Consider the following 2,107-nt stretch of genomic DNA (forward strand, 5'->3'; position numbering starts at 1 on the left):
GTGGTGATCGCGGGACTGTTCACCACCGCGACATGCCGGCCCCGGCGCTCGGCGGGGGCGCGTTCGGCGACCAGCGGGACGAGCAGCTGGGGGATGACGGTCGCCGCGGAGGCGACGAGGACGGCGGCCGCGAGGGCGGCGGAGCCGGGCGCGGCAGCGGCGGCGGCCAGCGCGAGCGCGGTGGCGAGGGTGAGCCCGGTGACGAGCCGGCGCCGGTTCACGGTGTCGCCGAGCGGGGCGAAGAGCAGCAGGCCGAGCGCGTAGCCGAACTGCGCGACCGAGGCGATCCAGGCCACGGCGGAGGGCGTGGAGCCGAAGTCGCGGGCGATGAGGGTGAGCAGCGGGGCGGCCAGGTAGATGTTGGCGGCGGTGACCGCGCTGCAGACGGCCAGGAGGGTGAGGAAGAGAGCGGGGGCGGGGCGGCCGGCGGTGCGTGGTCCGGGCGCGGAGGCACCGGTGCGGGAGGTGGCGGCGGTGGTGCTCGGTGACGGCATGAGCGGGGTCCTTCGAGCCGACTCTAGTAACTAACCAGTTGGTTGGGCGATGGGTGCAACAGTGTGCGCCGCCCCCGGATTCCCTGTCAACCAAACAGTTGGTTACCTTCCCGCGCTACCCTGTTCCCCATGGCAGCAAGGGACCCCGAGGCCACCAGGGCCCGGATCTTCGAGGCGGCGGTCGCCGAGTTCGCCCGCCATGGGATCGCCGGCGCCCGCATCGACCGCATCGCGAGCGAGGCCAAGGCCAACAAGCAGCTGATCTACGCCTACTTCGGCAACAAGGCCACGCTGTTCGCCCACGTCCTCGAGAAGAAGATGCTGGACCTCGCCGCCTCGGTCCCCGTCGACCCGGACGACATCGAGGCCTGGATCGACCGCCTGCTCGACTACCACGCCGCCCACCCCGAGGTGCTGCGCCTGCTCTTCTGGGAGGGCATCGAGTACGGCTCGTCCGAACTGCCCGACGAGGCCGAACGCCGGGACCACTACGCCCGCAAGGTCGCCGCCCTCGCGGACGGCCAGCGCCGTGGCGTCGTCACCGACGCGATCCCCGCGCCCGACCTGCTGCTCCTGCTGACCGCCCTGGCCAACTGGGCCACCGTCGTCCCGCAGATGGCCCGCATCCTGACCGGCCCCGAGGACACCGACCGGGACCGGCTCCGGACGTCGATCAAGGAAGCGGCCCGCAGGCTGGTGGCCCGGTGACCGACCAGGCCGTCTCACGCGGCTAGTTCGTCCCGATCCGCGCCAGCAGATCGACGATCCGCGCCTGTACCTCGGCGCTCGTCGACCGCTCCGCCAGGAACAGCACCGTTTCGCCGGAGGCGAGCCGCGGCAGGTCGGCCTGGTCCACGGCGGCCGTGTAGACGACCAGCGGGGTGCGGTTGAGCTGCCCGTTCGCGCGCAGCCAGTCCACGATCCCGGCTCGCCGCCGGTGCACCTGCATCAGGTCCATCACGACCAGGTTCGGCCGGAACTGCCCCGCCAGTGTCACCGCGTCCGCGTCGCTCGCCGCCCGCGCCACCTGCATCCCGCGCCGCTCCAGCGTCGCGGTCAGCGCCAGCGCGATCTCCGCGTGCTCCTCGATCAGCAGGACCCGCGGCGGATGCTGCTCGCTGTCCCGCGGGGCGAGCGCCTTCAGCAGCACGGCGGGATCGGCACCGTACGCCGCGTCCCGTGACGCCTGCCCCAGCCCGGCCGTCACCATCACCGGCACCTCGGCCGCCACGGCGGCCTGCCGCAGCGACTGCAGGGCGGTCCGGGTGATCGGCCCGGTCAGCGGGTCCACGAACAGCGCGGCGGGGAAGGCCGCGATCTGCGCGTCGACCTCCTCGCGCGAGTGGACGGTCACCGGCCGGTAACCGCGGTCGCTCAGCGCCTGCTGGGTGCTCACGTCCGGCGCGGGCCACACCAGCAACCGCCGCGGATTGTCCAGCGGCTCCGGCGGAAGCTCGTCGTCCATCGGCTGCGGACGCGGCGTGTCCGCCACCTCCACGGCACCCCCCGGACCGTCCAGCGGCTCGGGCCCCTCGGCGGCGTTCTCGTCCGGCGCGCCTATGGCGTACGACCGTCCGGCACCCTCGCTCGCCTGCGCGGGCAGCCGCGGCGGC

Annotated in this window: 3 protein-coding genes; 1 reads left to right on the forward strand and 2 read right to left on the reverse strand. The window is 73.7% G+C overall.

Annotated elements, in window-relative coordinates; all coding sequences use genetic code 11:
* Window positions 1–494: MFS transporter (locus tag CCN42_RS32320; RefSeq protein ID WP_143662084.1), on the reverse strand; the 494-nt coding region annotated here is incomplete at its 3' end.
* A gap of 129 nt (window positions 495–623) precedes the next feature.
* On the opposite strand from CCN42_RS32320, the gene CCN42_RS32325 reads away from it, so the two are divergent.
* Window positions 624–1,202, forward strand: coding sequence for a TetR/AcrR family transcriptional regulator (locus tag CCN42_RS32325; protein ID WP_086740928.1), 579 nt, complete (start codon window positions 624–626; stop codon window positions 1,200–1,202).
* Window positions 1,203–1,224: 22 nt separating this feature from the next.
* Here CCN42_RS32325 and CCN42_RS32330 read toward each other — a convergent pair.
* On the reverse strand, window positions 1,225–2,107 hold an 883-nt coding region (locus CCN42_RS32330; RefSeq protein WP_086740930.1), incomplete at its 5' end, for a response regulator.

It is taken from the genome of Streptomyces glaucescens (assembly GCF_002154375.1).
GTDB classification, from domain to species: Bacteria; Actinomycetota; Actinomycetes; order Streptomycetales; family Streptomycetaceae; genus Streptomyces; species Streptomyces glaucescens.

Coding starts and splice junctions, on each gene's coding strand:
- CCN42_RS32325 (WP_086740928.1), top strand. CDS start 624: ATGGCAGCAAGGGACCCCGAGGCCACCAGGGCCCGGATCTTCGAGGCG.